Genomic DNA, 23,761 nt, shown 5'->3' on the forward strand with positions numbered 1-23,761 from the left:
GCCGGGGCCTTTGCATTTCCAGGCATGACCTGCAGGAGCGGGACATGCCCGCTCCAACAAAAACACGCCCATGAAAAAGCCCTGCCAAGGCAGGGCTTCTTTATGCAGCGACGGCAGATCAGCGAACGCTGATCACCGGCGTGCACAGGCGCTCCAGCAGGGTCGCCTGGGCATTGCGGGCGTTCTGGTTGCCGCTGGGGCTCTGGCGCACGTAGCTGCCGTCGGACTGCAGCACCCAGGCCTGGGTGTTGTCGCTCAGGTAGGACTCCAGCTCCTTCTTCACGCGCAGCACGAGCTTCTTGCCTTCCACCGGGAAGCAGGTCTCCACGCGCATGTCGAGGTTGCGCTCCATCCAGTCGGCGCTGGAGAGATAGAGCTTCTCCTCGCCGCCGTTGAGGAAGTAGTAGATCCGGCTGTGCTCCAGGAAGCGGCCGATGATCGAACGCACCTGGATGTTGTGCGACACGCCCGGCACGCCCGGACGCAGGCAGCACATGCCACGTACCACCAGGTCGATCTTCACGCCGGCCTGGCTGGCCTTGTACAACGCGCGGATGACCTTGGCGTCGGTCAGCGAGTTGACCTTGGCCATGATGTGCGCCGGCTTGCCTTCGGCAGCCTGGGCGGCCTCGCGGTTGATCATCTCCAGCAGGTTCTTCTTCAAGGTGAAGGGCGCGTGCAGGAGCTTCTTCATGCGCAGGGTCTTGCCCATGCCGATCAGCTGGTTGAACAGCTTGTGCAGATCCTCGCAGAGCGCCACGTCGGCGGTCAGCAGGCTGTAGTCGGTGTACAGGCGGGCATTGCCGGCGTGGTAGTTGCCGGTGCCCAGGTGCGCGTAGCGGCGCAGCTCGCCGTCCTCGCGACGCAGGATGAGCATCATCTTGGCGTGGGTCTTGAAGCCGACCACGCCGTAGATCACCACCGCACCGGCCTGCTGCAGACGGCTGGCCAGCTGCAGGTTGGATTCTTCGTCGAAGCGCGCCCGCAGCTCGATCACCACGGTGACTTCCTTGCCGTTACGCGCGGCTTCCACCAGTGCGTCGACGATCTCGGAGTTGGCCCCGGAGCGGTACAGCGTCTGCTTGATCGCCAGCACACTGGGGTCCTTGGCGGCCTGGCGCAGCAGGTCGACCACCGGGGTGAAGGACTCGAACGGGTGCATCAGCAGCACGTCGAGCTTGCCCAGCACGTTGAACAGGTTTTCCTTCTTCTGCAGCAGCTTGGGGATCGCCGGGGTGAACGGCGGGGACTGCAGCTCCGGATGACTGGCCAGACCGGTGACACTGAACAGGCGGGTCAGGTTGACCGGCCCGCTGACGCGGTACAGCTCGGTCTCGGACAGGCCGAACTGCTTGAGCAGGTAGTTGGACAGCGGCACCGGGCAGGTATCCACCACCTCCAGACGCACCGCATCGCCGTAGCGGCGCGAGAACAGCTCGCCACGCAGTGCGCGGGCCAGGTCCTCGACGTCCTCGGCATCCACCGAGAGGTCGGCGTTACGGGTCAGGCGGAACTGGTAGCAGCCCTTCACCTTCATGCCGTGGAACAGGTCGTCGGCGTGGGCGTGGATCATCGACGAGAGGAATACGTAGTTGTCGCCAGGGCCGGCGACTTCTTCGGGCAGGCGGATGATCCGCGGCAGCGAGCGCGGCGCCGGGATGATCGCAAGGCCGGAGTCGCGGCCGAAGGCGTCCAGGCCTTCGAGCTCGACCATGAAGTTCAGGCTCTTGTTCACCAGCAGCGGGAACGGATGGGTCGGGTCGAGACCGATCGGGGTGACGATGGGCGCGATCTCGTCGCGGAAGAAGCGACGGACCCAGGCCTTGATCTTCGGCGTCCAGTAGCGGCGGCGGATGAAGCGGATGTCGTGCTTGGCCAGCTCCGGCAACAGGATGTCGTTGAGGATGCTGTACTGGCGACCGACCTGCTCGTGCACCTGCTCGCTGATGCGCGCCAGCGCCTGGTGCGGCAGCAGGCCGTCGGCGCCGGCCTGTTCGCGGGCGAAGGTGATCTGCTTCTTCAGGCCGGCGACGCGGATCTCGAAGAACTCGTCGAGGTTGCTGGAGAAGATCAGCAGGAACTTCAGGCGTTCCAGCAGCGGGTAGGACTCGTCCAGCGCCTGCTCCAGCACGCGGATGTTGAACTGCAGCTGCGAGAGCTCGCGATGAATGTAGAGGGCACTGTCATCCACGTTGATCGCTGGAACTGCCGGCTCGACGGGCGGCGGCGTCGCCTCGACGACCTCCTCCACGACGACTTCGGTGATTTCAGCGGTGGTGTCAGCTTCGATAACTTCGGTTTCGCTAATGCCTTCGGTATTCATCGCTCGTCTCATCGACGGGGTCAGCCCCCGCTTTTCAATTGTTGTGCTGCGCGCTTGGCGAAGTAGGTCAGGATGCCATCTGCGCCCGCGCGTTTGAAGGCCAGCAGCGATTCGAGGATCACCGCCTCGCTGAGCCAGCCGTTGTTGATCGCAGCCATGTGCATCGCGTACTCGCCGCTGACCTGGTAGACAAAGGTCGGGGCACGGAATTCGTCCTTGGCCCGGCGAACGATGTCGAGATACGGCATGCCCGGCTTGACCATGATCATGTCGGCACCTTCGGCGAGGTCAGCGTAGATCTCGTGCAGCGCTTCGTCGCTGTTGGCCGGGTCCATCTGGTAGGTGGCCTTGTTGCCCTTGCCCAGGTTGGCGGCGGAGCCGACAGCGTCGCGGAACGGGCCGTAGTAGGCGCTGGCGTACTTGGCCGAGTAGGCCATGATGCGGGTATTGATGTGGCCGGTGGATTCCAGGGCCTCGCGGATCGCGCCGATACGGCCGTCCATCATGTCCGAGGGAGCCACGACCTGGGCGCCGGCTTCGGCGTGGGAAAGCGCTTGCTTGACCAGCACATCAACGGAAATGTCGTTCAGGACGTAGCCGTCCTCGTCGAGGATGCCGTCCTGGCCGTGGCTGGTAAACGGGTCCAGCGCCACGTCGGTGATGATGCCCAGCTCCGGGAAGCGCTCGCGCAAGGCGCGGGTGGCGCGCTGCGCGATGCCGTCGGGATTGAAGGCTTCGGCGCCATCGAGGGATTTCTTCTCCAGCGGAGTCACCGGGAACAGCGCCAGCGCGGGGATGCCCAGCTCTACCAGCTCTTCGGCTTCCTTTAGCAGCAGGTCGATGGACATGCGCTCCACACCCGGCATCGAGGGTACCGCTTCACGCTGGTTCTTGCCGTCGAGGACGAACACCGGAAGGATCAGGTCGTTGGTGGTCAGGACGTTTTCGCGCACCAAACGGCGGGAAAATTCGTCACGACGGTTGCGACGCAGACGAGTGAAGGGGAAGGCACGATCGGCGGGAATGAAGCTCACGGCGTACTCCAGGGCCTGATACAGCAGGCACAGTCTGACAGTTATAGCCCTGAATTATGACCGATTGGTAACAACCGGTAACAGTGACCCTTGGTCGCGGCATCCTGCCGCAGCGGCAAGCCGCCGCTCTGCACCGGTACAGGCTTGTTCCAGGTCAGTTGTGCGGACTGGGGTGCCTTCCCTGCGGACGACAACCGAGTTAGGCTTCGCGTTCATTTCGCTGTGTTGCCTCGATAATGCTCCAACAATTCCTGCAGGATTTCGGCTACTTCGCGCTGTTTCTCGGCACGTTCTTCGAGGGTGAGACCATTCTGGTCCTGGCCGGCTTCCTGGCATTCCGCGGCTACATGCAGCTGGAGTACGTCATCGCGGTGGCTTTCTTCGGCAGTTACGCCGGGGACCAGCTCTGGTATTTCCTCGGCCGTCGCCACGGTCGCAAGCTGCTTGCGCGCAAACCGCGCTGGCAGAAGATGGGCGACAGGGCCCTGGAGCACGTGCGCAAGCATCCCGACCTGTGGGTGCTGAGCTTCCGCTTCGTCTACGGCCTGCGCACCGTGATGCCGGTGGCCATCGGCCTGTCCGGCTACCCGCCGGCACGCTACCTGCTGCTCAACGGCATCGGCGCCATCGTCTGGGCCACCGTGCTGGGCAGCGCTGCCTTCTACTTCGGCAGCGTGCTGGAAGGGGTACTGGGCAACATCAAGAAGTACGAGCTCATGGTCCTCGGTGGCCTCGTGGTGATCGGCCTGCTGTTCTGGCTGCGTCGCCGCTTCAAGGCCAGCAAGACCGACTGAGCACCCCGGCCGATCAGGCCACCTGCGGCAGGCGCTCGGCGCGCCGCAGGCCCAGCAGACCTATCAGGCTGAGCAGCGAGTAGACCGCCAGCGCCCAGGGCGCCCACTGCGGCAGCTCGACCTCTCCCCATAGCACCATGGCCGCCACTGCCGGCACGTTCAGCGCCAATCGCAGCAGTTCCAGGCGCAGCGCCCAATGGCGGTTCTCCAGCCAGCAGCCGATGGCGTAGAGCCCGAAAGCCATCCAGCTCCAGCCAATCACCAGCGGCAGTACCCGCCAGTGCTCCCCGACGCCCAGCAACCAGGTGCCGACCACCACATAGGTGGCGAACTGCAGCCCGGCGTACCACTGCCGGCCGCGCGTCAGCGGCACCTCGAACTTGCGGAAGGACGCCAGGTCCGGCTTGGCCATGGGGTAGCGCTGAGCAACGTCCTCGGGACGCCAACCGGTGCGCATGAACCAGATGCGCAGCTTGTCCCACAGGCTGCCAGCACGGCGGGCATCGCTCCACAGGTGCGCGTAGACCTGCAGGTTGGCCCACAGCGGGTTCCAGCTGGCCAGCGGCACTGTCACGCCGAATACCACCGGCTCCTCGTCCAGCTCCTCCTGGAAGGTGCCGAACAGGCGGTCCCAGACGATGAACACGCCGCCGTAGTTGCGATCCATGTAGACCGGGTTCTGCGCGTGGTGCACGCGGTGGTTGGACGGGGTGATGAAGATCCACTCGAACCAGCCCAGCTTGGGGATGTGCCGGGTGTGCACCCAGAACTGGTAGAGCAGGTTCAGCGCACCGACCGTGAGGAACACCAGCGGCGGCACCCCGGCGATGGCCATGGGCAGGTAGAAGATCCAGCCGAAGATGAAGCCGGTACTGGTCTGCCGCAGTGCGGTGGAGAGGTTGTAGTCCTCGCTCTGGTGGTGCACCGAGTGGGCGGCCCAGAGCACGTTGCGCTCGTGGCCCAGGCGGTGGTTCCAGTAGTAGCAGAAGTCGTAGAAGACGAAGGCGAACACCCAGACCCAGAGGTTCTGCGTGGACATCTCGAAAAGCGCCAGGTGCTGCCAGGCGATGGCGTAGGTGAGCACAGCCAGGCCCTTGGTCAGCAGGCCGCTGGTGGTCGACAGCACACCGGCGCTGAGGCTGTTCAGCGCATCACTCAGACGGTAGGTGCGCATGCCACGCCAGCGGTCGGCGAGCAACTCGATGGCAATCAGGAGGAAAAAGAAGGGTACGGCGAAGAGGATGTAGTTCATGGCGTGGCCGAGTCGTTATGCTTATGGGAAGGCCCAGATTCGTTGATCCTAGCCTCTACCTCCGCGCCGGCCCCGACCGCCGGCGCCAAGCCGGGCGGCATATCGCGACATGCCCGGCATCCTCGAACAGGAGCAGTCCATGCAGAAGAAAGTTGCCGTCATCCTCTCCGGCTGCGGCGTCTATGACGGCGCCGAGATCCATGAAAGCGTGATCACCCTGCTGCGTCTTTCCCAGCGCGGCGCCAAGGTGCAGTGCTTCGCCCCGAACATCGCCCAGCACCATGTGCTGAACCACCTCACCGGCGAAGAAATGGCCGAGAGCCGCAACGTGCTGGTGGAATCCGCGCGCATCGCCCGTGGCGAGGTGAAGGACATCCGCGAAGCCAAGGCCGAGGACTTCGATGCCCTGATCGTTCCCGGCGGTTTCGGCGCGGCAAAGAACCTCAGCGACTTCGCCTTCAAGGGTGACCAGTGCGAAGTGCAGCCGGACGTACTGGCCCTGGCGAAGGCCTTCGCTGCGGCGAAAAAGCCGGTTGGCCTGCTCTGCATCGCCCCGGCCATGGCCGCGCGCATCTATGGCGCCGGCGTGGAATGCACCATCGGTACCGACGAGGGTACCGCCCAGGCACTGACCAGCATGGGCGCCAAGCACATCGACTGCGCCGTGGAAGACATCGTCGAGGACAAGGACCACAAGCTGGTCACCACGCCGGCCTACATGCTCGCGCAGTCCATCGCCGAAGCCGCCAGCGGTATCAACAAGGCGGTCGACCGGGTGCTGGAACTGGCCTGAGCAACACGCTGAACGCAAAACGCCCGGCATTGCCGGGCGTTTTCGTTTCAGGCCGGGTCAGCCCTTGCGGCTCTCCGCCTCGCGCAGCAGGCGCGTCAGCAGCCGGTCCAGGCCGTTGGCGAAGGCCTGGCGGTCCTTGTCGCCGTAGGGCGCCTGCCCTCCCCCCACCTGGCCCTGTTCGCGCAGGTCGGTGAACAGGTTGCGCACGGCCAGGCGCTCGCCCATGTTCTTCTCGTCGAACTCGCGGCCACGCGGGTCCAGCGCATCGACGCCCTTCTTCACCAGCCGGTCGGCCAGCGGCACGTCGCTGCAGATCACCAGGTCGCCGGGCTCGGCCTGCTCCACCAGGTAATCGTCGGCGGCGTCCATCCCGCTGGGCACCACTATCAGGCTGACGCAGGCGAACGGCGGCTTGGCCACGGGCTGGCCGGCGACCATCACCACCTCGAGCTTGCGCTTGAGGGCGAACTTGGCCACCAGTTCCTTGGCCGCGCGCGGGCAGGCGTCGGCATCGATCCAGATACGCATAATCGGAAACCAATCTCCAGAAAGCACGACGGCCAGTATCGCACTGGCCGTCGTGTATCGCTCAGCTATCGCCTCAGGACGAGGCGATCTCGGCGGCCTTGCGGCGCTCGGAGAAGTAACTGCGTCCGTAGAGCACGGCCACCGCCACCAGCGCCACGGCCTGGGCCGACAGCGAGTAGGCGTCGGCCTTGATGCCGAGCCAGTCGAAGTCGAAGAACGGCACCGGGCGGGTACCGATCACGCCGGCTTCCTGCAGGGCGACCACGCCGTGACCGGCGAAGACCACCGACAGGGCGCAGAGCAGCGCGGCGTTGACGGTGAAGAACAGCTTCAGCGGCAGCTTCGCCGAGCCACGCAGGATCACGAAGGCGATGGCGATCAGGATCACCACGGCAGTGCCCGCACCAGCGATCACCGCATTGTGACCGGCCGGGCCGGCCTGCAGCCAGAGGGTCTCGTAGAACAGGATGACTTCGAACAGCTCGCGGTAGACCGAGAAGAACGCCAGCACCGCGAAGCCAAAGCGGCCACCGCCACCCACCAGGCTGCTGCGGATGTAGTCCTGCCAGGCGGCGGCGTGGCGGCGGTCGTGCATCCACACGCCGAGCCAGAGCACCATCACGCAGGCGAACAGCGAGGTGAAGCCTTCCATCAGCTCGCGCTGGGCACCGCCGATGTCGATGACGTAGGCGGCGACTGCCCAGGTAGCGAAGCCGGCGACGAAGGCCAGGCCCCAGCCGATGTGGACGCCGCGCACGGCCTTCTCCTGCCCGGTGTTGCGCAGGAAGGCGAGGATCGCGGCCAGCACCAGGATCGCTTCCACGCCTTCGCGCAGGAGGATCAGCAGGGCCGAGACGAAGCTGATGGAGGTGCTCAGCGAGTCGCCGCTCAGGGCCTTGGCGGCGTCCGCCAGCTTGGCCTTGGCCAGTGCCAGCTGCTGAGCCACTTCGGCTTCCGGCAGGCCGTCACGCAGCGCCTGACGGTAGGCCATCAGCTGCTTCTCGGTGGCCTTGCGCAGGTCGGCGTCGACGTTGTCCAGCGAGCTTTCCACCAGCTCGAAGCCTTCCAGGTAGGCCGCCACGGACAGGTCGTAGGCCTGATCGTGGTCGCCGGAGCGGTACACGGCGAAGCTCTTGTCCAGGGTCGCGGAGGTGTAGTCGATCTGCTGCGCCGGGCCACGGTGCTCCAGCGGCGGGTGGGCACGCAGAGCACGGAAGCTCTCGGCCGCTGCCTCGCCATCGCGCTCGGCGACATCGGCCGGGGTCTGGGTCGAAAGGGTCGCCAGCGGGTAGGCGTGAGCCGGGTCGGCCTTGGCCTGGCCGGCGCTGAGGCCGGCGATATAGGACGCCAGGTCCCAGCGCTGACGCTCGTCGAGCTGGTCGGCGAAGGCCGGCATGTCGGTGCCGGAAACACCCAGGCCGATGACGTTGCGCAGGTCATACAGACTCAGCTGGTCGAGGCGCGCGCGGTCGGTCAGGTTGGCCGGGGGCGGCTCCAGGCCGATGCCCGCCGGTCCGTCGCCCTTACCGGCGTCACCGTGGCAGATCGAGCACTGCTGGGTGTAGATCTCGGCGGCGCGAGTAGGGTCCGGGGTGATCGAAGGGGTCTGCACCACCTGGTAGATGTCGGCGACGCGCGCCTCCAGATGACGGGCCTGCTGGGCGACCTGCTTGCCGGGGAGGCGCTGCTCGATGGCCTGCTTGAGGCTGGCGGCATCCTTTTCCAGGTCGGCGCGTTCGGGGGCGGCCGGCAGGGTGACGATCAGCGCCTGCAGATTGCCGACGAACTCCAGCTGCTCCTTGTATTCGCTCTCGTCCACGACCTTGCCGTCAGTGACGGTGGCCGGGTAGTCGGCAGCGAGGTAGCTGAGCAGGTGAAGGGCTTGGGAGGGGTCGACAGCCGTGTCGGCGTGAGCTCCAAGGCTGAAGAGACCGACCAGCGGCAACAGCCAGACGAAAAGTTTGGAGGGGCGCATACGGAAAGGTAAATGAGAATGAAAGAGGTTAAATTGTCACCTCAGGTTTCCGTCTATGCAAGGACAAATGTCCCGCAGAGTTGCGTCCGAAGCGCTCACAAGGGCGCTCCGGAGCCAGGAAATCCCCCTCAGGCCGGTGCACGGCGGACGGTGGCGAGCAGTGCGGCGGCGCCTACGAAGAGGGTCGCGAAAGTCCGATTCATCACCCGCTGCTGGCGTTGCGAGCGCAGGGCGCGCAGTACGCGCGCGGCCAGACCGGTGTAGCCGGCCATGACGATCAGGTCTACGGTGATCATGGTGGCGCCCATGATCACGTACTGGATCGCCATCGGACGGTGCGGGTCGACGAACTGGGGCAGCACCGCGAGCATGAAGATCACCGCCTTGGGGTTGCTGGCGTTGACCAGGAAGCCGCGCAGCACCAGGGTCAGCGGCCGGCCGATGGGGCGCTCGCCGCTCGCCGCCATCACCTGCGGAGCAGCGGTCCACTGGCGGTACGCGAGGTAGACCAGGTACACCACGCCGAACCACTTGATCGCACTGAACGCCACCGCCGAAGCCGAGAGCAGCGCACCGACGCCTGCAGCGACGATCGCGATCTGCAGCGCCAGGCCGATCTGCAGGCCCAGGGCATTCCAGTAGCCGCGCCAGAAACCGTATTGCAGCCCGCAGGACATCGAGGCGATGGCCCCGGCGCCGGGCGACAGGCTGATCACCCAGCAGGCGATGAAGAAGGCGAACCAGGTACTGGCGAGCATTGCGAACCTCACGGCGCCCAGGCAGGCGCAATAATTTGTTACGGGGAGCCAGTGTGCCTCAGTCGCGCCGACTCGCCCAGCGTTGCCGACGAAGGTCGGATGATCCTTGTAGGAGCGCGCCACGCGCGCGATCGCGGGCATGGCCCGCTCCTACATTTTGGGTGCCCAACAAAAAGCCCGGCGCTAGGCCGGGCTTTTTTCGCTTCAGGACAGACCGATCAGCTCGGGATGTCCTTGCGCAGCTTCACCGGCTCTTCGCCGCGCTTGCGCGCCAGGGCGCCGCGCAGGCGGATATTGATCGCCTCCACCGCCAGCGAGAAGGCCATGGCGAAGTACACGTAGCCCTTGGGCACGTGGATCTCGAAAGCCTCGGCGATCAGCACGGTGCCGACCACGATGAGGAACGACAGCGCGAGCATCTTCAGCGACGGGTGCTTCTCGATGAAGGCACTGATGGTGCCGGCCGACAGCATCATCACGCCGACCGAGATGACGATCGCCGCGACCATCACCGGTACGTGCTGCACCAGGCCCACGGCGGTGATCACCGAGTCCAGCGAGAAGACGATGTCGATGATCGCGATCTGGATAATGATGCCCATGAAGCCGCGGGACTTGCCGCCTTGCTGCCCGCCCTCCTCCGCACCTTCCAGGCTGTGGAAGATTTCCATGGTGCTCTTGAACAGCAGGAACAGGCCGCCGAAGAACAGGATCAGGTCGCGCCCGGAGATGCCGTGGTCGAACACGGTGAACAGGTCGGCCGTCAGGCGCATCACCCAGGTGATCGACAGCAGCAGCAGGATGCGCGTGCCCATCGCCAGCGCCAGGCCGAAGAAACGCGCCTTGGGTTGCTGGGCGGGCGGCAGGCGGCCAACCAGGATCGAGATGAAGATGATGTTGTCGATGCCCAGTACGATTTCCAGGGCAGTCAGGGTCAGAAAGGCAACCCAGATCTCAGGGCTAGTGAGCCATTCCATAGTGGGGATGTCCGTTGGGGGTCAAGGGGTCAGGGGGTGGTGGGGAAATTCGGGCCGCGCCAGCGGCGGATGGCCTTCTGGAAGAACAGGTTGTTCGGCACCTGCAGCAGCGCGCCGGGGGTGCCGTCCTCGGCGACTTCCTCCAGGGTGGTATAGAGCAGGTTGATTGCGATCACCCGGCCCTTCACGCCGGGCTTGTCGGCAGACTCGATGACTTCCACGCGATCCCCCAGGCGGAACGGGCCCATGGTGAAGATCATCAGCGCGCAGAACAGATTGGAGAGCACGCTCCAGATGGCGAAGAAGGCCACCGCCGCAACGGCGGCGAAGCCGGTCAGCGCGGCCCAGAGCACATCGGCGGAAACGCCCAGGCGCTCCAGTACGAGCATTACCGCCGAGCCCATGATCAGCCAGCGCAGGCCGCCGCGCAGCGGCAGCAGCAGCTCCGGCGGCATCGGATAGCGTTCGCCCAGGCGACTGACGGCGCGCGTCACCACGCGCTGCACCAGCCACGCCAGCAGCAGGACGAGGATGATCTGCCCGCCGCGCAGCAGCGGTTCGCTCCACGCCACCAGCAGGTTCACGTCGTCCATCACTCGCTGGCCTCGAGCTGGCGCTGCAACTCTTCGAGGGTTTCCAGCGCCATCAGCCAGGACTCTTCCAGCTCGCTTTCGCGGCCCTTGAGGGTCGCCTGGCGGGCCAGCAGATCACGCAGTTCATCCTTACGCGAGGACTCGTAGAGCGCGCTGTCGCCGAGGCGCTGTTCCAACTCGGCCAACTGCTCGTGGACCTTGCCCAGCTCCTTCTCCAGCTTGTCCGCCTCGCGCTTGTGCGGGGCGAGCTGCTGGCGCAGGGCCGCGGCGGCCTGGCGCTGGGCGCGCTTGTCAGTCTTGTCGCCAGCGGGAGCGGCGGGCGACGACGGCGCCTGCCGCGCGCGGAAATCCACCAGCCAGCGGGCGTAGTCTTCGAGATCGCCGTCGAACTCCTGGATGCGCCCGTCGGCCACCAGCAGGAACTCGTCGGTGGTGCTCTTGAGCAGGTGACGATCGTGCGACACCACCACCACGGCGCCGGAGAACTCCTGCAGCGCGAGGGTCAGCGCGAGGCGCATTTCCAGGTCGAGGTGGTTGGTCGGTTCGTCGAGCAGCAGCAGGTTGGGCTTCTGCCAGGCGATCAGTGCCAGGGCCAGGCGCGCCTTCTCGCCACCGGAGAAGTTCAGCACCGGCTCGTCGCAGCGCTCACCACGGAAGTCGAAGCCGCCAAGGAAGTCACGCAGGGTCTGCTCGCGCTCGGCCGGCGCGATGCGCGCCAGGTGCAGCAGCGGGCTGGCCTTGGGGTCGAGCGAATCGAGCTGGTGCTGGGCGAAGTAGCCGATGGCGAGGTTTTCGCCACGGGCAAGCTCACCGGACAGCAGCGACAGGTCGCCGGAGAGGGTCTTGATCAGCGTCGACTTGCCCGCTCCGTTGGGGCCGAGCAGGCCGATGCGCGCGCCCGGTACCAGCTGCAGCTTGACCTTTTCCAGCACGGTCTTGTCGCCGTAGCCCAGGCGGGCTTCGGAGAGATTCAACAGCGGGCTGGAAATCTTGTCGGACTCGCGGAAGGCAAAGTCGAACGGCGAATCGACGTGGGCCGGCGCCAGCTCTTCCAGGCGTTCCAGCGCCTTGATCCGGCTCTGTGCCTGGCGGGCCTTGGTGGCCTGGGCGCGGAAGCGGGCGATGTACTTTTCCATGTGGGCGCGTTGCGCCTGCTGCTTCTCGTACGCCTGTTGCTGCTGGGCGAGGCGTTCGGCACGGGTACGCTCGAAGGCCGAGTAGCCGCCACGGTACAGGGTCAGCCTGCGCTGTTCGAGGTGGGCGATGTTATCCACCACGGCGTCGAGGAAGTCGCGGTCGTGGGAGATCAGCAGCAGCGTGCCCGGGTAACCCTTGAGCCACTCTTCCAGCCAGAGGATGGCGTCGAGGTCGAGGTGGTTGGTGGGCTCGTCGAGCAACAGCAGTTCGGACGGGCACATCAGCGCCTGAGCCAGGTTCAGGCGCATCCGCCAGCCACCGGAGAAGTCGCCGACGCGGCGGTCCATCTGCTCGGAGGTGAAGCCCAGGCCGGCCAGCAGCTTGCGCGCGCGGGCATCAGCGGTGTATCCGTCGGCGCTGTCCAGCTCGCTGTGCAGGCGCGCCAGGGCGGTGCCGTCGTGGGCGTCTTCCGCCGCGGCGAGGTCCGCCTGGATCTTGCGCAGGTGCACGTCGCCGTCGAGCACGTAGTCGACGGCGAGGCGGTCGAGGGTATCGACCTCCTGGCGCATGTGCGCGATACGCCAGTCAGCGGGCAGGTAGCAGTCGCCGGCGTCCTGGCCGAGCTGGCCGCGCAGCAGGGCGAACAGGCTCGACTTGCCGGCGCCGTTGGCGCCGATCAGGCCGACTTTCTGTCCGGCGTGCAGGGTGAGTTCGGCACCTTCCAGCAAGCGCTGGGGGCCACGCTGTAGCGTAAGATTTTGTAGTCGAATCATGGCGGCGGAGTTTATCAGCTTCGCCTGGCAATCGCTGTGGGTGCTCTATGTCTGATGATGTCTGGTCGTATGCACTGAAACTCTACGCCCGCCCTGGGGTTGAGGCGGCTTGCCTGGCCCTGCAGGAAGGCGGCGCGGATGTCTGCCTGGTGCTCGCTGCAGCGTGGCTGGGCGGCACTGGCGTGGCCTTCGCGGCGGCGCGAATGAGCGAGCTGGAAAGCACGGCGCAGGGATGGCGCGAAGAGGTGGTTGTGCCTTTGCGTTCGCTGCGTCAGCGCTGGCGGGAATCCGCGGAGCAGGATGCGCAGCTGGCGCCATTGCGCGAGCGGGTCAAACAGCTCGAACTGGAAGCGGAAAAGGTGCTGCTGGGGAGACTGGGGACGGTGGCGCAGGATTGGCCACGGGATGAAGCGGAGGACCTGGCGCGCTGGCTGGAAGCCGCGGCAGGCGGAACGGGCGGCTTGCGCCGCGATGCGCGGGAAACCCTGCGCACCGCGGCGAGCCTCTCCTGAGCCTTAGGAAGCGCTGGAGGAGTTGCTGCTGGCCGGAGCAGCCGATGCCGGAGTGGCGCTGGCAACCGGGGTAGCGGCCGGAGTGCTCGGCTGGGCAGCCGGTGCGCTCGGGGCAGCCGGAGCGGCCGGTTTGGCAGCCACGGCGGGCTTGGCCGCAGCCGGTTTGGCAGCAGGCTTGACAGCAGGCTTGGCGGCAGGCTTGGCAGCGGCTTTCACGGCCGGTTTGGCAGCCGGTTTAGCGGCGGGTTTGGCAGCCGGTTTGGCAGCGGCAGCAGGCTTCGCGGCAGGCTTGGCAGCCGGTTTTGCGGCAGCGGCGGGCTTGGCGGCAGCAGGCTTGGCGGCGGGTTTGGCAGCGGCTTTCGCAGCAGGCTTCGCAGCCGGTTTAGCGGCCGGTTTGGCGGCAGCGGCAGCAGGCTTGGCAGCGGGTTTGGCTGCCGGCTTGGTGGCGGCTTTCGCAGCAGGCTTCGCAGCCGGTTTAGCGGCAGCCTTGGCGGCCGGTTTGGCAGCAGCGGCAGCAGACTTGGCAGCGGGTTTGGCTGCCGGCTTGGCGGCGGCTTTCGCAGCGGGCTTCGCAGCCGGTTTAGCGGCAGCCTTGGCAGCCGGTTTGGCGGCGGGCTTGGCAGCCGGTTTGGCAGCAGCAGGCTTGGCAGCGGCAACCTTGGCGGCCGGCTTCGCAGCGGGCTTGACGGCAGCTTTCACGGCGGGCTTGGCAGCGGGTTTAGCGGCCGGTTTGGCGGCAGCCTTGGCAACCGGTTTGGCAGCGGCGGCAGCCGGCTTGCGGGTAGCGAGGGATTTGCCAGCGGCTTCCTTCACCTTGGTCACGCCCTGGGCGAGCTTGAGGCTCTCCTGCACATCGCGCTTGAGGTTGGCGATGTAGGCACGGGTTTCAGTCTGGCGGGTCTTCAGAACATCCAGCACGCCATCGAGCTCAGCGATGCTCGACTTGGCCTTGGCCTGCGCCTTCGCCTTGCCGGCCTTGGTCGCGTCCTGCAGCTTGGTGCGTGCGTTGTGCAGCTTCTCCTGAGCCTTGCCGCGTTGTTTCTCGAGCTTGGCGAGCAGCTTTTCGGAATCGACGAGCGCCTGCTTGCAGGCACCTTCGAGGTGTTCGATCAGACTGTTGGACAACTGGTGCAGCAGGTGCAGAGGGGTAGTGACGGGTTTCTTGTTGGCCGACATGACGTGCCTCCTGGCGGACGTGGTTGCGCCCATACTAGCCCCGCTGATGGCCTCTCGCCAATGTCCCTATTGTGCTGCAGGCCGCAGCAGGCATTGGCTTCAGAGGTTTTCAGCAGTGCGCGAAGGCGCGTTTTTTCACTCACTCAATGACGCTACCCCGCGCACTTGGTTCCATTGGCGCAATCGGCCAGGCAGCGCAAACGCCCGTGGCGCGTGCGTTTGACGATGAAAAATAAATTTTCGAAGCAGGCCGGAAAAGCCCGTCGCAGAGCCTTTTGCACAACACGCAGCAGTATCGACGAAAGCAGACTGCCAGTCGTTCGAGACGCGTCAGCACGACGCGAGAATCACGCTCGCGGCACTGTGGAAATGCTCTTGCGAGCCCCCGCTCGCAGTCACCGTTGCAGCCCATTTTCAGCGGCGATTCATCGCGCGAAAAAGACGCTGAGAGTACCGCTGCAAGCTGCCGAACGGCGCGAGTTTTTCAGCGCTGCGGGCTCAGAGTGCGAGGCTCGGAACAGCGCGGACAAAGTCCACTCCTACGTGACTTGAAGCCCCGCCCACGATTGGCATGAGCGCCACCACCCCGACACAAACGAAAACGGCGCGAGTGCTTCGAGCGCTCGCGCCGTTGTCGGAAGTCCCTTCGTTCAGGCCGTAACGGCTTTCTGCTCGTGGGAGTTGTGCAGCACTTCGATCAGGCAGTCTTCCAGTTCGAAGCGTTCGTGCAGTTGCTGGCGCAAGCTTTTCAGTTCGCTGGTCAGGCAGGTGCCTTCGCGGCAATCGCCGTTGTCGCAGCGGTCGTTGAAGTTCAGCGCGTTGGCGGTGATGGTCTCCAGGCGTGGGTAGATCTGCTTGGCCAGTTCAAGGCCGCGCGTATCACCGAAGGCCTGCGCCTCGTTCATCAGCTGTTCGTACACTTCGAAGTGTCCCGCCGACACGTAGTCGAGCAGGAGCTGGCAGAAGCTCTGGAGGTTTTCGGCGTTGGTCTTCGGCGCCTGGACACCGTCCAGGGAATCGAATGCCCGGACCAACTCATGTCGATCCCGCAACCAGCGGTCGATCAGCTGGTGTACGCCTCCCCAACGTTCCTGGGCATTACGGCAGCTCTCGAGCATGTTGTCCTCACTTCCCTTTCGCCGTCCCGGCTAGGTCCGCCCCGGGACAATATTCTGTCGATTCTCGACGTCCGCGATGTATGAAGCTTGTTCGGCGGCGGCTTTCCGACGGAGTGGAAAACCAGAGTATGCCCGCCCGTTATCGCCTTCAAGACACCGGCAACGGGAAAATTCATACGAGCGTTTAATCGACAGACCGCGACGCCTCTGGCCTGCGCCGAAGAGGCGCAGACCATGGCGAATTGAGATGCGACGCTCAGCCGCGGCGGCGGAAGAACTGCACGATGGCGAACAGGGCGAAGCCGATGAAGGCCAGCAGACTCCACTCCGCAATGCTCATGCCGAGCAGCGTCCAGGTGACCTCGGCGCAGTCGGCCGAACCGTGGAACATGGTGTAGAGGATCTGCGTGTAGGGCATGCTCTCGAGCATGAAATCCAGCGGCGGCAGGCAGGACGGCAGCTGGTCCGGCGGCAGGGTCTGCAGCCAGAGTTGACGGCCCGCGGTGCCGGCACCGCCCAGGGCGCTGAGCAGGATCAGCACCGAGTACACACGCGGCGCACGGCCGTGCAGCGCGGCGATCAGCGAGAACAGCCCGCAACCGGCGAAGAAGATGCGCTGCAGGATGCACAGCGGGCAGGGCTCCAGCCCGACCACGTACTGCAGGTAGAAGCCTGTACCGAGCAAGGCGACGCAGGCGAGGAAAGCAAGGAAGAACAGGGAACGAGGGCTGGCCAGGTTCATGGCGGCTCCGCTGAAAAGCGCTGTTGCACGAAAGGCCGCTACGGTAGTGGAAACACGCCGATCAGTTCAAGGCGAGTGTCTAGACTGGCCGTGGCACTCATCCGGGAATTCCTGCCATGCGTCGTCATTTCCTACTTTGCTCGCTGCTTTCCCTGACAGCAGCGCCGGCCATAGCTGCCACCGACCTCAGCCAGATCCGACTCCCTGAAGGCTTCCACATCAGCCTGCTCACCGACCAGGTGCCCGGCGCCCGCGCCATGGCCTGGGGCGAAAAAGGCACGCTGTTCGTGGGCAGTCGCTCTGCCGACAAGGTCTACGCGGTGAAGCCCGACGGCCAGGTGAAAGCGCTCGCCGATGGCCTGCAGATGCCTGTGGGCGTGACCTTCCACAAGGGCGACCTGTATGTGTCGTCGATCAACCGCGTCGTCGTGCTGCGCGACATCGAAGCGCACCTCGACGCACCTCCCAAGGCCGAAGAACTACCGGTACAGTTTCCGAAGGAGACCGCGCACGGCTGGAAATTCATCGCTTTCGGCCCGGACGACAAGCTCTACGTACCAGTCGGCGCTCCGTGCAATATCTGCCGCCCGGACCGCGAGCAATACGCCAACCTGCAGCGCATGAACGCCGATGGCAGCGCGCGGGAAGTGGTCGCTTACGGCATCCGCAACACCGTCGGCTTCACCTGGCACCCACAGACCAGGCAGCTGTGGTTCACCGACAATGGACGCGACCTGCTCGGCGACGACAAGCCCGATGACGAGCTGAACAAGGTCAGCAAGGTGGGCGAGGACTTCGGCTATCCCGACTGCCACCAGGGCGACATCGCCGATCCCGAGGAGAGCAGGAAACCCTGCTCCGCGTTCACGCCTCCCGTGGCCAAGCTCGGCCCGCACGTCGCCGCACTGGGGCTGCGTTTCTACACCGGCGAGCAGTTCCCCGCCGAGTACCGCAACAACCTGTTCATCGCCGAGCACGGCTCGTGGAACCGCACGCAGAAGATCGGCTACCGCGTGGCACGGATCGAGTTCAATGACGATGGCACGCTGAAGCGCCAGAGCGTGTTCGCCGATGGCTGGCTCGACAAGGATGGCGGGGTTAGTGGAAGGCCGGCGGACGTGCTGGTGTCGCCGGACGGCTCGCTGCTGGTCAGCGATGACCAGAATGGGGCGATCTACCGCATCCGCTACGGCAAGCCCTGAAATTGAAAACGGCGCCCCGGGGCGCCGTTTTCATTGGCATCGCCAGGCTCAGGCGCGCACGGCCACCGGCAGTGAAACCGGCGGAGCCAGCAGGCCGAGACCTTCCTGGAACAGCTGGTTGCTGCGTTCCACCTCACCCAGTTGCGCCAGCAGCCGCGCCAGTTCGGCGCAGGTTTCTGCGCTGCGCTGGCGAGTCAGGCTGGCTTCCAGGTACTCGCGCGCCTTGCCCCACAGCTTGTTCTGCAGGCTCAGGCGGCCGAGGGTCAGCAGCAGCTCCGGGTCGTCGCCATGCTGCTTCAGCCAGCCTTCGGCAGTCTTCAACTGGTGCGCACCATCGCGGCCACGGGCGCGGCCATAGAGGTGTACCAGGCGACTGTCGTAGCCTTCCTTGAGCGCCTTGCGCAGCACGTCCTCGGCCTCTTCCGGCGCGCCCAGGCGCAGCAGCTGTTCGGCGTAGGCGGCCACCAGCGGCGGCTGCGCGCGAAGGTTGGAGGGCACGGTCTGCCAGCGCTGGGTCAGCGGCTGCAGGCTGCTTTCACCCTGGCCGAGGCCCTGCTCGCCCGCCTCGCCCAGCGCAGCCATCCAGGTGCGGCGCTCCAGGTCCGCCAGCTCGGCGTTCTGCAGCACACGCTCCTTGCGCAGTTCGGGCAGCAGCACGCACAGCGCCTGCCAGTCGTGGAGGCTGACGTAGAGCTGCTGGAGCAGGCGCAGCACGGTCGGATGACGCGGGTGATCCTGATGCAGCTTGTCCAGCACCACGCGAGCGCGGGTGAAGTCGCCGCGGTTGATCAGCAGTTGGGCACGGGTCAGCCCCACCGCCAGCTCGGTGCCGGGCTCGCGCTCCTGGGCGCGGTCCAGCAGTTCGTCGCACTCTTCGGTCTTGCCCAGCTCATTGGCCGCGCGGGCGGCGCCCAGGTAATGCGGCAGCGGGCGATCGCTCAGCTCGGCGGCGCGACGCAGGTGACGCAGCGCCTGCGCCCAGTGGCCTTCGGCGAGATCACGCTGGCCGTGTTCCTCGGCCAGTTGCGAGCGACGGCGCCGGTTGAAGCGCGACCAGGGATTCACCACGCGCCCGGACACGCCCAGCAGGCGCAATACCAGGCGCACGACGAGGTAGATCACCCAAAGCACCACCAGCAGCGCGAGGAAGGTCCACAGGCTGGATTCGTAACGGAAGCTCTTGTAGGCGATCAGCACGTAGCCGGACTGCTCGGCGATGGCCAGCCCGACCAGGGTGGCCGCCAGGACCACGGCGAGGATCAGGACATAGACGCGGCTCATGGCTGGGTCCCCGCGTCCGGCGCCACCGCCTCCTGCTGCTGCACCGCATTCTCGCGGCGCGACAGGTAGGCCTGCAGCGAACTCAGGGCCGGGCCGAGGTCCGGCGTCTGCACGGTGACGGCCTGACCGCTGAGCTCATCCAGTCGCGCAACCAGCGCGCGGCTGTCGGCGAGGTCGGCGTTGAAGAAGTCGCCGACTATCTGTTTGGCCTGCTTCAGCGCCTGCTCGTAGACGTCCTGCTTGCCGTTCAGCGCGGCCCACTGCGCCTGCTCCAGGGCAAGGCTCAGGGCGAGGCGTACACGGTCCAGTTGCTGTCCGGATAGGAGCGGACGGATGTCCTGCCCGGCGTTGAAATCAATGCGCACGTAGCGTGAGATGCGCTCCCACCACTGGTCCCAGGTGCTGCTGCCGTCGCCCCAGGCGGTGCTCGGGCCGGTACCACCCTCCGAAGGCTTGAACGCCGGGTTCAACGGCTGCAGTTGCGCAGCCTGGTCGCGCAGCGCGCCCAGTTGCAGGAACAGCCCGGTACGGTCCGGACGCGGCAGCGCGCGCAGCGCTTCGAGGCTCTTGGCCAGTTGCGCACGGGCGGCGAAGGCGCCCGGGTCGTTGTTTACACGAAGGATGTCGTCGGCGCCCTGCACCAGCTCGGTGGCGCTGTCGATGTCCTGCAGCGCAGAGAGACGCAGTGCTGCCAGACGCAACAGATGCTCGGACTCGGCCAGGCGCCACTGCTGGCGACTCTGCCCCAGTACCTGCTTGACCTGCTTGGCCAGCTGCTGCTGGTCGCCCTGCAGCTCCACCACGAGGCGGCGGCGGGCTTCTAGCTCGTCGGCGTTGGGCAGGGTATCCAGGCGCTTGTTCAGCTCGGCGTTGGCGTTCTGCACGCCCTGCGCCTGGGCGCGGGCATCTTCCAGTTGCGCGGCGCGTTGCTGCTCGGCGCCCTTGAGCTGCTGGACCTGCCAGACGCCCCAGCCACCTGCGGCGAGGCCGGCGGCGCCGACCAGCAGGGCCAGCAGGGCGATGCCCGTGCCACCCTTGCGCGGGGCCGGCGCGGCGGCCGGACTGGACGATGTTGGTGAAGTCTCTTGGGGAGTGACGGCTTCGCTCACAGATCCATCCTTCGCTCGGAAATTGTTCTAGTCGGCGCTTCTCAACGCTTCCATTAATGCCGCCGGGCTTGCGCCCCGGCAATCGATTACTTGCAGCGCCCCCATCTCCCGCGCCTGCTCAGCCACCCGCGGGCTGGGCACGAACAACGGCATGGCACTGACTTGCGGCCAATCCGCCGCCGCCAGCTGGCGCAGGTGCTCGAGACCCTGCCCACTACTGACCGCGATGGCGTTCAAACGCTCCCCCTGGATTCGCCGCAGCAGTTCGCCCGGAGGGTAAGCCGGCATTTCGCGCCGGTAGAGTTCCAGATAGTCGACCACCACGCCTTGGCCGCGCAGGCGCTCGGCGAGGAATTCTCGGCCACTCTCGCCGCGCATGATCAGCACCTTCGGGTCGTGCACCTGCAGGGCCTGCTCGAACTCGGGCAAGGCAAGCAGGGCTTCGCTGTCGTCGCCATCTTGCGGGCAGACCACATCCAGACCGTAGTCTTCGAGGATAGCCGCCGTGGCGGCGCCGACGGTGAACCAGCGCTGGGTCAGCGGCGGCTGCGGCCAGTAGCGGTCGAGCCGCTCGAGGCCCAGGCGCGCCGCGGGCTTGCTGACCACGATAATCGCGCAGTAGCGGTCCAGGTCAAGGATCAGGCTGCGCTCGATGGGTGTCTCTTCGCGTGGCGTGATCGCCAGCAAGGGCAGGCAGTCGCCGTGGATGCCGTGTTCGGCGAGGGTGGCGGCGAGCGCCGCGCAATCCTCTTCGGGACGGGTCAGCAGCAGCCGCCAGCGGCTCACGGGTGACCAGCCTCGCCGTAGACCGCGTCGAGGATTTCCTGGGCGCCCTGGCCCAGCAGGTCTTCCGCGACCTTCACGCCGAGGGTTTCGGCTTCGGCGGAGGGCGCGCGGGCTTCGGCACGCAACAGTTCGGTACCGTCGGGCTGACCGACCAGGCCGCGCAACCACAGCTGGTCACCTTCGAGGATGGCGTAGCAGGCGATGGGCACCTGGCAACCGCCATTGAGGCGCTTGTTCAGCGCACGCTCGGCGGTGACACGCAGGGCGGTCTCACGGTGATGCAGCGGCTGCAGCAGGGCGTGGATTTCCGCGTCGGCGGTACGGCACTCGATGCCCACCGCACCCTGGCCGCCGGCCGGCAGGCTGGCTTCAACGCTGATGGAGGAGCGGATGCGGTCTTCGAAGCCGAGGCGGATCAGGCCAGCGGCGGCGAGGATGATCGCGTCGTATTCGCCGGCATCGAGCTTGGCCAGGCGAGTGTTGACGTTGCCGCGCAGGAAGCGGATCTGCAGGTCCGGGCGGCTGGCCAGCAGTTGGGCCTGACGGCGCAGGCTGGAGGTGCCGACCACGCTACCGGCGGGCAGGTCATCGAGGCTTGCGTAGGTATTGGAGACGAAGGCATCGCGCGGGTCTTCACGTTCGCAGATGCAGTACAGGCCCAGGCCTTCGGGGAAGTCCATCGGCACGTCCTTCATGGAGTGCACGGCGATGTCCGCTTCGTTCTCCAGCAGGGCGGTTTCCAGTTCCTTGACGAACAGGCCCTTGCCGCCGATTTTCGCCAGCGGCGCGTCCAGCAGCTTGTCGCCGCGGCTGGTCATCGGCAGGAGGGTCACGGTCAGGCCGGGGTGGGCCTGTTCCAGGCGGGCCTTGACGTATTCGGCCTGCCAGAGTGCCAGGGCGCTCTGGCGCGTGGCGATACGGATTTCGCGAGACATGGGCATTTCCAGGCAAAGGAAGCGTGCAAGAAAGTGCCCGCATGATAACAGCTCACGCAAACGAAAAGCCCGGGGGCCGCCCCCCGGGCTTCAGGCGCTGCGGCACTGTGTCGCTACAGGTTATGCATGAGTCGGCGGACGCCAGCGACATGGCGGCGGCTGACGGTCAGCGCGTCGCCGTTGAGTCCTTTCAGGTACAGCTGGAAGTGCCCCAGCGGGGTGCGCTGCAGGCGCTCGATACGCTCGCGGGAGACCAGCGCGTTGCGGTGGATGCGCACGAAGCGGTCACCGAACTCGTCCTCCAGCGCCTTCAGCGGTTCGTCCAGCAACACTTCACCGCCCGCGTGGCGCAGGGTCACGTATTTGTGGTCGGCGATGAAGAAGATCACGTCTTCCAGCGGAATCAGCTCGATCCCCTTGCGGGTCCGCGCGCTGATGTGGCTGCGCGGGCCGGGACCGCCGGCGGCCGGGGGTTTGGTCAGCGCCGCCAGTTGCACGCGGTTGGGCCGCGAGGCTTTCTTCAGGGCGTCGGCCAGGTCCTCGCTGCGGACCGGCTTGACCAGGTAGCCGACCGCACTGACCTGGAACGCCTCCAGGGCGAATTCATCATGGGCAGTGCAGAAGATCACCGCCGGCGGGGCTTCGCGCTCGCACAGCTTGGCGGCCACCTGAAGCCCGTCCAGGCCGGGCATGCGGATATCCAGCAGGACGATATCCGGCTTCAGGCTGTCGATCAGCGTCAGCGCTTCTTCGCCGTTGCTGGCGGATGGCTCGAGGACGCGATAGCCGTCCAGTTGCCCCACCAGCCGGGCCAGGCGCTCTCGCGCCAGGGGTTCGTCATCGACGATCAGGACATTCATAAGCTCAGGCTTCCTGCATGAGACGCGCACATGGATAGCGTAGACAGGTGAAGTGCCGTCCGTCACGGCGCTCGACGGTGAGACTAGCTTTTGGCCCGAAAAGTGCCGCAAGTCGCGCTGCAATATTCTGCAGGGCCTGCTTGGTCCCCTTCGTGGGCAGCGTCTCGGTCGATTCGTCGTACGGGTTGCTCACGCAGAGCTGGAACACACCGTCACGGTAGTCCGCCTCAACTTTCACCAGACCGCCTTCGATGCGCGGCTGGATGCCATAAATCAATGAGTTCTCGAGCAACGGCTGCAGTGTCAGCTGGGGAATCGGCACGCCATCGGGCACGCCGCTCACCTGCCAGTCCATCTGCAACCGGTCGCCAAGACGGAACTGCTCAATGGAAAGATAGCGTCTGGCCAGCTCAAGTTCCTCTCCCCAGGAAATTAATGTTCCAGGTTTGGCCAGGCTGGCGCGAAAAAGATCCGAAAGATTCAGCACCGCCAGCTCGGCCTTGCCCGGATCGATCTCGATCAGGCTGGCGATGCTATTGAGGCTGTTGAACAGGAAGTGCGGACGGATTCTCGCCTGCAGCGATTCGATCCGCGCCCGCAGTTCAGCCTGCTCCTGCCGTCGCCATTGGCTCACCAGATAAAAATAGCGTAGCAACAGCGTGGACATGATGAGCGCAATCAACGCATGCCGCAGGTAGAGGTTGACCTCACCGGTGCGGCTCATGGGCCCGCCAAGGGAGAAATAATCCGCCACCCAGGTGCAGGCCAGTGTCAGCAGGACCACCAGCACACAGCTGAGCAGGCCGGAGAACCAGGCCGGCCAGCGCGCCATGAACGGTCGCAACTGGCACAGCAGGCCGGCCGAGAGCAGCACGATCCACTGCACGAACAGCGAGGACAGGGCCAGGCGCACCCAGTTGAAGCTGGGGGTCATCGGCTCGGCGAGCACCAGCACGAGCACCAGCAGCTCGGCGAGCAGCACCAGGCTGAACAGCGCTTCGGGCTGGCAGAGTTCGGGGATGAAGTAGTCTTCGTTGGGCGCCGGCTTGTCGCCGGTCTTCGTCAGTCTGGGCATCGACGCAGTTTCCGTAAGCGCCTGCACG

The 23,761-nt window shown here is 65.8% G+C and carries 22 protein-coding genes; 4 read left to right on the forward strand and 18 right to left on the reverse strand.

Going from position 1 to position 23,761, the window contains the following annotated elements:
• Window positions 1-118 precede the first annotated feature (118 nt).
• Both ppk1 and hemB read right to left on the reverse strand, forming a co-directional pair.
• Window positions 119-2,323, reverse strand: a complete 2,205-nt coding sequence (gene ppk1, locus IB256_RS15700; RefSeq protein ID WP_192293931.1) for a polyphosphate kinase 1 — start codon at window positions 2,321-2,323, stop codon at window positions 119-121.
• Between the two features lie 20 nt (window positions 2,324-2,343).
• Window positions 2,344-3,357: a porphobilinogen synthase gene (gene hemB, locus IB256_RS15705; protein ID WP_017521366.1), complete on the reverse strand. Its 1,014-nt coding sequence runs from the start codon at window positions 3,355-3,357 to the stop codon at window positions 2,344-2,346.
• 233 nt (window positions 3,358-3,590) lie between these two features.
• Here hemB and IB256_RS15710 point away from each other — a divergent pair, with 233 nt between their 5' ends.
• On the forward strand, window positions 3,591-4,151 hold the full coding sequence (locus IB256_RS15710; RefSeq protein WP_192294683.1) for a DedA family protein: 561 nt from the start codon (window positions 3,591-3,593) through the stop codon (window positions 4,149-4,151).
• Between the two features lie 13 nt (window positions 4,152-4,164).
• Here the strand turns inward: IB256_RS15710 and IB256_RS15715 are convergent, their stop codons facing one another.
• The gene (locus IB256_RS15715) at window positions 4,165-5,403 is read right to left on the reverse strand and encodes a sterol desaturase family protein (RefSeq protein WP_192403191.1); all 1,239 of its coding nucleotides are present in this window, start codon (window positions 5,401-5,403) and stop codon (window positions 4,165-4,167) included.
• A 139-nt stretch (window positions 5,404-5,542) separates the two neighbouring features.
• On the opposite strand from IB256_RS15715, the gene elbB reads away from it, so the two are divergent.
• Complete coding sequence (gene elbB, locus IB256_RS15720; protein WP_192293935.1) at window positions 5,543-6,196, forward strand: isoprenoid biosynthesis glyoxalase ElbB; 654 nt, start codon at window positions 5,543-5,545, stop codon at window positions 6,194-6,196.
• A 57-nt stretch (window positions 6,197-6,253) separates the two neighbouring features.
• On the opposite strand, the gene IB256_RS15725 is transcribed toward elbB, so the two are convergent.
• From IB256_RS15725 to IB256_RS15750, 6 genes are all read right to left on the reverse strand, one after another.
• A complete protein-coding gene (locus IB256_RS15725; RefSeq protein ID WP_081519504.1) occupies window positions 6,254-6,724 on the reverse strand; it encodes a YaiI/YqxD family protein in 471 nt (156 codons plus the stop codon).
• Between the two features lie 73 nt (window positions 6,725-6,797).
• Window positions 6,798-8,699 carry a cytochrome c/FTR1 family iron permease gene (locus IB256_RS15730; RefSeq protein WP_151189005.1) on the reverse strand — a complete coding sequence of 634 codons (1,902 nt, stop codon included), beginning with the start codon at window positions 8,697-8,699 and terminating at the stop codon, window positions 6,798-6,800.
• 128 nt (window positions 8,700-8,827) lie between these two features.
• Window positions 8,828-9,457 carry a LysE family transporter gene (locus IB256_RS15735; RefSeq protein ID WP_054910211.1) on the reverse strand — a complete coding sequence of 210 codons (630 nt, stop codon included), beginning with the start codon at window positions 9,455-9,457 and terminating at the stop codon, window positions 8,828-8,830.
• Between the two features lie 218 nt (window positions 9,458-9,675).
• A complete protein-coding gene (locus IB256_RS15740; RefSeq protein ID WP_081519501.1) occupies window positions 9,676-10,434 on the reverse strand; it encodes a TerC family protein in 759 nt (252 codons plus the stop codon).
• A gap of 29 nt (window positions 10,435-10,463) precedes the next feature.
• The gene (locus tag IB256_RS15745; RefSeq protein WP_081518722.1) at window positions 10,464-11,027 is read right to left on the reverse strand and encodes a mechanosensitive ion channel family protein; all 564 of its coding nucleotides are present in this window, start codon (window positions 11,025-11,027) and stop codon (window positions 10,464-10,466) included.
• Complete coding sequence (locus tag IB256_RS15750) at window positions 11,027-12,937, reverse strand: ATP-binding cassette domain-containing protein (protein WP_192403199.1); 1,911 nt, start codon at window positions 12,935-12,937, stop codon at window positions 11,027-11,029. Before IB256_RS15750 ends, IB256_RS15745 begins: the two co-directional genes overlap by 1 nt.
• A 47-nt stretch (window positions 12,938-12,984) precedes the next feature.
• On the opposite strand from IB256_RS15750, the gene IB256_RS15755 reads away from it, so the two are divergent.
• On the forward strand, window positions 12,985-13,449 hold the full coding sequence (locus IB256_RS15755; protein WP_192403201.1) for a TIGR02444 family protein: 465 nt from the start codon (window positions 12,985-12,987) through the stop codon (window positions 13,447-13,449).
• A gap of 3 nt (window positions 13,450-13,452) precedes the next feature.
• On the opposite strand, the gene IB256_RS15760 is transcribed toward IB256_RS15755, so the two are convergent.
• From IB256_RS15760 to IB256_RS15770, 3 genes are all read right to left on the reverse strand, one after another.
• Window positions 13,453-14,625: an AlgP family protein gene (locus IB256_RS15760; protein WP_192403203.1), complete on the reverse strand. Its 1,173-nt coding sequence runs from the start codon at window positions 14,623-14,625 to the stop codon at window positions 13,453-13,455.
• A 650-nt stretch (window positions 14,626-15,275) separates the two neighbouring features.
• On the reverse strand, window positions 15,276-15,743 hold the full coding sequence (locus tag IB256_RS15765) for an Rsd/AlgQ family anti-sigma factor (protein ID WP_045213212.1): 468 nt from the start codon (window positions 15,741-15,743) through the stop codon (window positions 15,276-15,278).
• A 256-nt stretch (window positions 15,744-15,999) separates the two neighbouring features.
• On the reverse strand, window positions 16,000-16,485 hold the full coding sequence (locus tag IB256_RS15770) for a disulfide bond formation protein B (protein ID WP_138213202.1): 486 nt from the start codon (window positions 16,483-16,485) through the stop codon (window positions 16,000-16,002).
• 116 nt (window positions 16,486-16,601) lie between these two features.
• Between IB256_RS15770 and IB256_RS15775 the strand changes: the two genes are divergently transcribed.
• Window positions 16,602-17,687 (forward strand): PQQ-dependent sugar dehydrogenase, encoded by a 1,086-nt coding sequence (locus IB256_RS15775; protein WP_192403205.1) that lies wholly within the window; start codon window positions 16,602-16,604, stop codon window positions 17,685-17,687.
• Window positions 17,688-17,735: 48 nt separating this feature from the next.
• On the opposite strand, the gene IB256_RS15780 is transcribed toward IB256_RS15775, so the two are convergent.
• From IB256_RS15780 to IB256_RS15805, 6 genes are all read right to left on the reverse strand, one after another.
• Window positions 17,736-18,968 (reverse strand): heme biosynthesis HemY N-terminal domain-containing protein, encoded by a 1,233-nt coding sequence (locus IB256_RS15780; RefSeq protein ID WP_192293951.1) that lies wholly within the window; start codon window positions 18,966-18,968, stop codon window positions 17,736-17,738.
• Complete coding sequence (locus tag IB256_RS15785; RefSeq protein WP_192293953.1) at window positions 18,965-20,077, reverse strand: uroporphyrinogen-III C-methyltransferase; 1,113 nt, start codon at window positions 20,075-20,077, stop codon at window positions 18,965-18,967. Before IB256_RS15785 ends, IB256_RS15780 begins: the two co-directional genes overlap by 4 nt.
• Window positions 20,078-20,104: 27 nt before the next feature.
• Window positions 20,105-20,863, reverse strand: coding sequence for a uroporphyrinogen-III synthase (locus IB256_RS15790; protein ID WP_192293955.1), 759 nt, complete (start codon window positions 20,861-20,863; stop codon window positions 20,105-20,107).
• Window positions 20,860-21,798: a hydroxymethylbilane synthase gene (gene hemC / locus IB256_RS15795; protein ID WP_192403207.1), complete on the reverse strand. Its 939-nt coding sequence runs from the start codon at window positions 21,796-21,798 to the stop codon at window positions 20,860-20,862. Before hemC ends, IB256_RS15790 begins: the two co-directional genes overlap by 4 nt.
• Window positions 21,799-21,911: 113 nt before the next feature.
• Entirely contained in the window at window positions 21,912-22,658 is a 747-nt protein-coding gene (gene algR / locus IB256_RS15800) for an alginate biosynthesis regulator AlgR (protein ID WP_017521347.1), read from the reverse strand.
• Between the two features lie 4 nt (window positions 22,659-22,662).
• Window positions 22,663-23,733: a sensor histidine kinase gene (locus IB256_RS15805; protein WP_138213207.1), complete on the reverse strand. Its 1,071-nt coding sequence runs from the start codon at window positions 23,731-23,733 to the stop codon at window positions 22,663-22,665.
• Window positions 23,734-23,761 lie beyond the last annotated feature (28 nt).

Source organism: Pseudomonas sp. PDM17 (genome assembly GCF_014851985.1).
GTDB lineage: Bacteria > Pseudomonadota > Gammaproteobacteria > Pseudomonadales > Pseudomonadaceae > Pseudomonas.

Excerpts from the sequence above, each read along its gene's own strand:
- IB256_RS15770 (WP_138213202.1), bottom strand. The coding sequence starts at position 16,485 with ATGAACCTGGCCAGCCCTCGTTCCCTGTTCTTCCTTGCTTTCCTCGCC.
- IB256_RS15775 (WP_192403205.1), top strand. The coding sequence starts at position 16,602 with ATGCGTCGTCATTTCCTACTTTGCTCGCTGCTTTCCCTGACAGCAGCG.
- IB256_RS15765 (WP_045213212.1), bottom strand. The coding sequence starts at position 15,743 with ATGCTCGAGAGCTGCCGTAATGCCCAGGAACGTTGGGGAGGCGTACAC.
- IB256_RS15745 (WP_081518722.1), bottom strand. The coding sequence starts at position 11,027 with ATGGACGACGTGAACCTGCTGGTGGCGTGGAGCGAACCGCTGCTGCGC.
- IB256_RS15725 (WP_081519504.1), bottom strand. The coding sequence starts at position 6,724 with ATGCGTATCTGGATCGATGCCGACGCCTGCCCGCGCGCGGCCAAGGAA.
- algR (WP_017521347.1), bottom strand. The coding sequence starts at position 22,658 with ATGAATGTCCTGATCGTCGATGACGAACCCCTGGCGCGAGAGCGCCTG.
- IB256_RS15730 (WP_151189005.1), bottom strand. The coding sequence starts at position 8,699 with ATGCGCCCCTCCAAACTTTTCGTCTGGCTGTTGCCGCTGGTCGGTCTC.
- IB256_RS15780 (WP_192293951.1), bottom strand. The coding sequence starts at position 18,968 with ATGAGCCGCGTCTATGTCCTGATCCTCGCCGTGGTCCTGGCGGCCACC.
- IB256_RS15715 (WP_192403191.1), bottom strand. The coding sequence starts at position 5,403 with ATGAACTACATCCTCTTCGCCGTACCCTTCTTTTTCCTCCTGATTGCC.
- IB256_RS15760 (WP_192403203.1), bottom strand. The coding sequence starts at position 14,625 with ATGTCGGCCAACAAGAAACCCGTCACTACCCCTCTGCACCTGCTGCAC.
- IB256_RS15750 (WP_192403199.1), bottom strand. The coding sequence starts at position 12,937 with ATGATTCGACTACAAAATCTTACGCTACAGCGTGGCCCCCAGCGCTTG.
- IB256_RS15740 (WP_081519501.1), bottom strand. The coding sequence starts at position 10,434 with ATGGAATGGCTCACTAGCCCTGAGATCTGGGTTGCCTTTCTGACCCTG.
- elbB (WP_192293935.1), top strand. The coding sequence starts at position 5,543 with ATGCAGAAGAAAGTTGCCGTCATCCTCTCCGGCTGCGGCGTCTATGAC.
- IB256_RS15755 (WP_192403201.1), top strand. The coding sequence starts at position 12,985 with ATGTCTGATGATGTCTGGTCGTATGCACTGAAACTCTACGCCCGCCCT.
- ppk1 (WP_192293931.1), bottom strand. The coding sequence starts at position 2,323 with ATGAATACCGAAGGCATTAGCGAAACCGAAGTTATCGAAGCTGACACC.
- IB256_RS15805 (WP_138213207.1), bottom strand. The coding sequence starts at position 23,733 with ATGCCCAGACTGACGAAGACCGGCGACAAGCCGGCGCCCAACGAAGAC.
- IB256_RS15735 (WP_054910211.1), bottom strand. The coding sequence starts at position 9,457 with ATGCTCGCCAGTACCTGGTTCGCCTTCTTCATCGCCTGCTGGGTGATC.
- hemC (WP_192403207.1), bottom strand. The coding sequence starts at position 21,798 with ATGTCTCGCGAAATCCGTATCGCCACGCGCCAGAGCGCCCTGGCACTC.